Source organism: Frankia sp. CcWB2 (genome assembly GCF_977927585.1).
The window spans coordinates 16068-20990 of sequence record NZ_CDWRCM010000073.1 but is presented as its reverse complement, the minus strand read 5'-3'; the positions used below and the strand labels follow the sequence as shown (position 1 = coordinate 20990).

At 71.2% G+C, this 4923-nt stretch carries 5 protein-coding genes; 1 reads left to right on the top strand and 4 read right to left on the bottom strand.

The features are described from left to right. The 4 genes from ACY45C_RS10110 to ACY45C_RS10095 form a co-directional block, all read right to left on the bottom strand. Window positions 1-1421, bottom strand: a 1421-nt coding sequence (locus ACY45C_RS10110; RefSeq protein ID WP_462187369.1) for an MFS transporter, incomplete at its 3' end; no start/stop codon positions are given. A 161-nt stretch (window positions 1422-1582) separates the two neighbouring features. Continuing rightward, a complete protein-coding gene (locus ACY45C_RS10105) occupies window positions 1583-2362 on the bottom strand; it encodes an arsenate reductase ArsC (protein WP_462187368.1) in 780 nt (259 codons plus the stop codon). Window positions 2363-2398: 36 nt separating this feature from the next. Beyond that, complete coding sequence (locus ACY45C_RS10100; RefSeq protein ID WP_462187367.1) at window positions 2399-3130, bottom strand: arsenate reductase/protein-tyrosine-phosphatase family protein; 732 nt, start codon at window positions 3128-3130, stop codon at window positions 2399-2401. Between the two features lie 215 nt (window positions 3131-3345). Further along, on the bottom strand, window positions 3346-4146 hold the full coding sequence (locus ACY45C_RS10095; protein WP_462187366.1) for an MIP/aquaporin family protein: 801 nt from the start codon (window positions 4144-4146) through the stop codon (window positions 3346-3348). A 174-nt stretch (window positions 4147-4320) separates the two neighbouring features. Here ACY45C_RS10095 and ACY45C_RS10090 point away from each other — a divergent pair, with 174 nt between their 5' ends. Next, window positions 4321-4734, top strand: a complete 414-nt coding sequence (locus ACY45C_RS10090; RefSeq protein WP_462187365.1) for an ArsR/SmtB family transcription factor — start codon at window positions 4321-4323, stop codon at window positions 4732-4734. Window positions 4735-4923 lie beyond the last annotated feature (189 nt).

Genomic DNA, 4923 nt, shown 5'->3' with positions numbered 1-4923 from the left:
AGATGTGTATAAGAGACAGGGAGGGGGGCGAACAGGAGGAGGGATGCCGCGGTGAGGCCGACGATTGCCAGGCGGGGTCCGGTGGGGCCGGCGGCGAGGTGGACGGCGAGGGTGACCATGGCCACGCCGAGGGCGGTGCCCAGGCCGCGGGTCATGTTGACCAGTCCCCCGCCGGTACCCGCCGCGTGGGCCGGGATCGCACTCATGATCGCGGTGTTGTTGGTGGGGGTGTAGAGGCCGAGGCCGAGGCCGAGCACGGCCATCGGGGGGATCAGCCAGGGTGCGGACAGTGGCACGGCGAGTGCGGCGGCGAGTGCCATCGTGCAGGTGACGGCGCCGAGCGCGTAGCGGCGGCGGTCGCTCCACCGGTCGGGTAGGACCGCCCCGGCGCCGCTGGCGGCGAGCGCGAAGCCTCCGGGCAGGGCGGTGAGGACCAGCCCGGCGTGCAGGGGGGAGGTGCCGCGGTCGGTGAGGACGACGGGGACCAGGACGAGCGGGCCGAACAGGACGAGGTAGCCGCACAGCGCGCCGACGAGTCCCCCCGCGAGGGCAGGGATGCGAAGGAGGCGCAGGTCGATCAGGGGTGCCGGCGCGCGGCGTTCCCGTCGGACGAGGCCGTAGCCGGCGAGCGGGGCGAGGATAGCGAGGATGGCGGTGGCCGCGGAGGGCAGGTTCAGGCCGGAGACAGCCGAGACGGCCAGCAGCAGGGTGGTGGTGGCGGTGGCGAAGAGGGCCAGGCCCGGCCAGTCGAAGGGGGCAGGGTCGGTGCGCTGGCGGGTGCGGGGTAGCAGGTAGTAGCCGGCGATGAGGGCGATTGTCCCGACGGGGACGTTGATGGCGAACACCCAGCGCCAGCCGAGAGTGGTGACCAGGGCTCCGCCGAGGGTGGGGCCGAGAGCGAGGCCGAGGGCCTGGGCGGCGGCCTGGACGCCCAGGGCGGCGCGCATCCTCGGGCGGGGTGCGCTGGTGGCGACAAGGGCGACGCTGTTGGCCTGCAGCATCGCGGCGCCGACGGCCTGCGCGACGCGGGAACCGATCAAAGCGGCGAGGCTGGGAGCCAGGCCACAGGCGGCAGAGGCGGCGGTGAAGACGAGGAGTCCGTAGAGGTAGAACTGTTTGCGGCCGTAGGCGTCGGCGAGCCGGCCGACGGGCACCAGCAGAGCGACCAGGGTGAGCAGGTAGGCCAGGGAGACCCAGGTGACTGCAGTGAGCGGGGCGTGGAACTGTGCGCACAGCGGCCCGTAGGCCAGGGTGACGATGCTGGCATCGAGTTGGCCCATGAACGCGCCGAAGCACACGGTGGCGACCGCCAGCCACCAGCCGCCCGGCAGGTCGCGGACCGCGCGAGGGCGGGCCCGCTCGTGGGCCAGCAGCGACATCAGGGTGTTGCGGGACGCGGAGGTACGCACGCCCGGGTCCATGGCTACCTGCTCCTCCAGCGGAAGCCGCTCACGGCAGGACGCGGCTCTCCAGCTATGTCTGTGACAGATAAACTCTGTCACAGACATAGTAGGCCGGTGCGGGGGCGGATGCCAGGCCGGCCGCTGGACGTGGGCACGCGGGCCGGATAACCGGCCGCGGGCTAGCGGGCGGGCAGAGCCTGGTCGGGCAGGAGGCTGGCAAGCAGGCCGCGCACGCGGGTGCCGATGTCGTCGCGGATGGCCCGTACCCGCTGCGGGGCAGAGACGGCGGGGTCGTCGATGGGCCAGTCCTCATAGCGCTTGCCGGGAACGTAGGGGCAGGTGTCGCCACAGCCCATGGTGATCACGACGTCGGCGGCAGCGAGGATGTCGTCGGTGAGCGGCTTGGGGAACTCCTCGTCCAGACTCAGCCCGATCTCTTTCATCGCGACGATGACCTCGGGGTGGATGCCTTCGGCAGGGTCCGAGCCGCCGGTGCGGATGTGCAGCTGGGTGCCGGCGTAGTGGCGGGTGAACACGGCGGCCATCTGGGAGCGGCCGGCGTTGTGCACGCAGACGAACAGCACCTCCGGGACCTTCTTGGCGATCAGCCCGCGGGTGGTAGCCAATGCTTCAAGGCGTTCCCGGGTGATCTTTTGGAGTCGAAATGAAATAACTTGCGCGTTTCGAACCCTCCACAGGCCTGTGACCTGCGATGATGCTCTCGATCGCGTATTTGTTACTTCATTACGTCCCCTTTCTGCCAGCACCGGCAGGTACAGGGTGACCCGGGCGGTAGCAGCGAAACGGTTGAATGAGTCGGTAAAGACCTCTTCCACGTCGCCTTGGGTGAAGCAGGTTTCGTACTCGTAGGCCAGCCGGCGGATCGCCGCTTTCACCTGGTTGCGCGCGGCCAGATTGAGCCCGGATAGCCGGTCGGCTGGGTGGGTGGAGTCGGTCATGGGACTTATCTCCTTGCCGGAAGAGGGCCGTGCGGGTCAGGCGGGACGGTGCTGATCGACGGTCGCTGCGGCGGGCCGGCCGTTGGCGCCGGCCGCCGCGGCCGGCGCCGGGCCCGCGACGGCTCCCGCGAGCCGTTCAATGCGGGTTGCGAGGTCGGCGAAGGTGTACTCGAAGGCGTCGTCGGTGTCGGTCGGGACCGGGTCGGGCACCGACCAGTGCAGCCGGCGTTCCGTGGGGCGTCGCAGGTGTTCGTGGGCGTTGTCGCAGACGGTCACCACGAGGTCGTCGGGTTGCAGGACGTCGTCGAGGTGCGCTGTGCGCGGGGCGGTGAGGGCCAGGCCGTGGCGACGGGCGACGTCGATCGTGCGGGGGTGGACGGCCGGGGCCGGGTCGGTGCCGGCTGAGGCCGCGGGGACGCTGCTTCGGGCCGTCCATTGCGCGGCGGCCAGCTGCGAGCGTGCGGTGTTGTGGGTGCAGACGAAGACCACGCGCGGCGCCGGGAGGACCGCGGGCGGAAGGAGGGTGGCCAGGGCCTCGGGTACGAGGTGCAGGTAGCTGCGGCGACGGTCGGCCTGCGAGCGGGTCCGCCGGATCAGCCCGGTGCCCTCCAGCGTGGCGAGGTGGTGGGCGAGCAGGTTCGACGGGATTCCGAGCGCGGTGCCCAGCTCGCTCGGGGACGCTTCGCCGAGGGCCAGGGCGTCGACGACGGCCAGTCGCGCGGGCTCGGCGAGCGCCGCATGCAACGCGGCCCTTCGCTCAACTGTCATTGACTCAACGTCCATTGAGGTGATTGTCGGTGTGAGGGTGGCTGCGGTCAAGATGGGCCCGCACGCCACACCCCGGCCACACCGCCGCAGAGACAACTCGGGTCAGCGGCGGGCTGCGCTCCTGCCGGGCACGGACCCGCCAGCATGAGCACCGTTCCCGAATCGAGCGCGGCCCGCGCCTTGCGGCCGGTGCACCGTCCCAGCACGAGCGACGGTCACGTACCGGATATCCCCGATGGACGAGATCGGACGGACTGGTCGGGCTCACCGGCCGCAGCCGCGCCATTCACGCTCGCGGCGGGATGAGCGACGACGACCTCCGCCGCCGCGGCCCGGCCCAGCTGCGGGTAGAACAGGCGGATCAGCCCGGTCCCGACCAGGCCGCCGACGAGCTGCGCGGCGATGAACCCCGGAGCGGACGCCGGAGCAATACCGGCGAAGCTGTCGGAGAACATCCGGCCAGTCGTGATCGCCGGGTTGGCGAAGGACGTGGACGAGGTGAACCAGTAGGCGGCGCCGATGTAGGCGCCGACCGCGGCCGGAGCCTTGTCCGACCGGCCCGAGCGGGCCAGGGCGAAGATGACCAGCAGCAGGCCGGCCGTGGCGACGACCTCGGACAGCAGATGCGGCCAGGTGGCCCGGTGGTGGGTGGAGATCGACACCGCCGACCGGTCGAACATCAAGTTCGCCAGGACGGCGCCGGCGATGCAGCCGGCGACCTGGGCGGGCAGGTAGGCGGCCACGTCCCGCCACGACAGTCCGCCGAAGACGGCGTCGACCGCGGACACGACCGGGTTGAAGTGCGCCCCGGACACCGGCCCGACCATCAAGATGATCGCGAACAGGCCGGCGGCGGTGGCCACCGCGTTCTCCGCTAGTTCCAGGCCGGTCTGGTTCGGGCTGAGCTGCTGGGCGGCGATGCCGGAGCCGATGACGAGGGCGGCCAGCAGCATGCTGCCGACCGCCTCCGCCGCCAACCGCCGGGCGAGATGTGGCTGTGGCTGTTCTCCCGTCATCGCGCGGTCAGGAAGTAGAAGTCCACCGCGGCGTCCACGTCCGAGACGTTCAACGCCAACTGCACCCTCGCCATCCCAACCCTCCAGACATCGACCGATATCTATAGCAACTGCTGGCGCCGAGGATGCGCCCAGGCATAGGCCGCTGTCAATAGCTGAGGCATGCTGGAGGCCATGACCACCGCAACCCGCCCCGCCGCATCGTCGGCCGCCCTACCGCCCCCGGCCGTGACCGCGCGCGCCCCGGACGCGGCGGCCGGGCCTGGAGCGTGGGTGTGTTGCAGCCCGTTGACCCGTCAACCGCTGTCCGCCGAGGCCGCCGCCCGCCTCGCCGGTGTGCTCAAGGCGATCGCGGACCCAACCCGGCTGCGGCTGGTGTCGCTGATCTACGCCCACGAGGGCGGGGAGGCGTGCGTGTGCGAGCTGACCGAGCCGCTCGGGCTGACCCAGCCCACGATCAGCCACCACCTGAAAGTCCTCGTCGACGTCGGCCTGCTCACCCGCGACAAGCGCGGGGTCTGGGCCTACTACAAGGCCGCACCCGACGCCCTCGCCGCACTCAGCACGATGATCAGCCCCTGCTGCTGACGGCGCCCCGGCGCCTACGATCCATGGCCCGGTACGCCGGGACCGAGCCCCGCTCTAGACCCGACCGCATCCATCGGCGTAGCCGGCACGCTGCGCTGTGAGGAAGGCCACGAGACTGCCGTGACCACCAGCCCTGTTGCATCCGTCCTGTTCGTCTGCGTGCACAACGCCGGCCGCTCCCAGATGGCC